The organism is Fibrivirga algicola (assembly GCF_011742925.1).
Lineage (GTDB): Bacteria > Bacteroidota > Bacteroidia > Cytophagales > Spirosomataceae > Fibrella > Fibrella algicola.
In genome coordinates this window covers 1-1,711 of record NZ_WAEL01000025.1, presented here as the reverse complement: position 1 = coordinate 1,711, position 1,711 = coordinate 1, and the positions used below count along the sequence as shown (strand labels likewise).

Here is a 1,711-nt window from a genome sequence, read left to right as displayed (position 1 = left end):
CTCATTCGTGATGGGGTGAGTATGCGTTAGGTAAAGGATAAAATATTGGTTTTAGAGAGTGAGGTATCTGATTGAGCGCCGATCAATTAATAATTGATGCTCAGTTAGATACCTCACTCTTTTTGTGTCTAATCGTTATATTCATTTAACGGCCAAAATCGTTGACTCGTAAAAGACATTCGACGTTATGAGAACGAACTTTACTGGCTGGCTACTGGCCCTGTTGCTCACTGGTAGCTTTTTGTTTCCTCAGATCGTACAGGCTACCCACGTTCGGGCCGGAGAGATAACCACCCGCCGGATCACGGGTACGGGCACAGGGCTTACCTATGAAATTACCCTGACGGCGTACTACGACATTCAGAACGGTCGTGATGCAGCCGAATCAGCCGATGAGGTGCTCTTCTGTTTTGGCGATGGAACCAGTATCAATGTTCCCCGCACGTCTATCACCTTACTGAACCGGGCCACAACGATCAACGTATATCGAACTACGTATACGTACCCAGGACCAGGCATTTACGCAATCTCAGCGCGTATCGTAAATCGGAACGGAGGGACGCGTAACATCCGGAATGGGGCCTCACTAGAAGTTCAGTTTTTTGTCACAACGACTGTTTTAGCTAATGCCGCCTTAGGTTTCAACAGCAATCCGATTCTACTGAATCCTCCTGTTGACACGGCTCGGATTGGTCAGAAATACTGCCATAACCCGGCCGCCTACGACCCGGACGGCGACAGCCTGGCGTATCGGATCGTCATCCCTCAGTATTCGGGCGACGGAGCACCTTGCCGCACACTGCCTGTTCCTCAGTATCAACTCCCGGCAGATGTTATTTCACCGGGGCGTACTGAAGCTGGTGCCAGTCCGGCCACATTTACGGTCAATTCCCGAACGGGTGATGTCTGCTGGGATGCACCCGTTGAAGCAGGCCAATACAACTACGCGTTTATTATTCAGGAATGGCGAAACGGGGTGTTGATCGGGGAAATCACCCGCGATGTACAGGTCATCGTGCTGGACGCCAACAACCGACGACCGCTGATCGATCCCATTGCCGATATCTGCGCTGAGGCAGGTACGTTGATCACCCGGAACATCCGGGTGACCGATCCCGATGGCAATCGGGTGGTCGTCGTGGGCTTCGGTGGCCCCTTCAACCGATCCCCCGATAATGTGCTCTATGACCCACCAATTATCAGTCCGTCTTATGCCACGCTGACGCCAAATGGTACAAATCAGGCGTCACCGGCAACTGGTATCTTCTCCTGGCAGACCAACTGTGCGCAGATTCGTCAGGCGCCGTACGATATTACCATCAAGGCTAATGATCTGCCCACTAACCGGGCTCCATCGCTAGCTTCCTTTGCTACGTTTGGTATTCGCCTGATTGGGCCACGACCGCAGAGTCTAACCGCGCGGGGAGTAACGCTTGGTAACACCTCTGGGCGAGCTATCCAACTAAGTTGGACGCCCTATTCGTGTAGCCCGGCGGGCGGGGCCGACCAGCCAGCGGCCCAGATGCTCATCTACCGCAAAGAAGGCTGCGACAACCGCACCCCGCCCCCCTGCGTCACCGGCATCCTGCCCGGCTACACCCGCATCGGGCAGGTGCCCCTGACAAGCTCGACCTTCACCGACACCACCGCCCTGCGGCGGGGCGTCTCCTACAGCTACCGCATCGTGGCCCAGTACCCCCTGCCCGTGGGC

The 1,711-nt window shown here is 55.0% G+C and carries 1 pseudogene; it reads left to right on the top strand.

Annotation, left to right across the window (positions count from 1 at the left end):
* Window positions 1–187: 187 nt before the first annotated feature.
* Window positions 188–1,711: pseudogene (locus tag F7231_RS27030) on the top strand (gliding motility-associated C-terminal domain-containing protein); the annotation flags it as partial.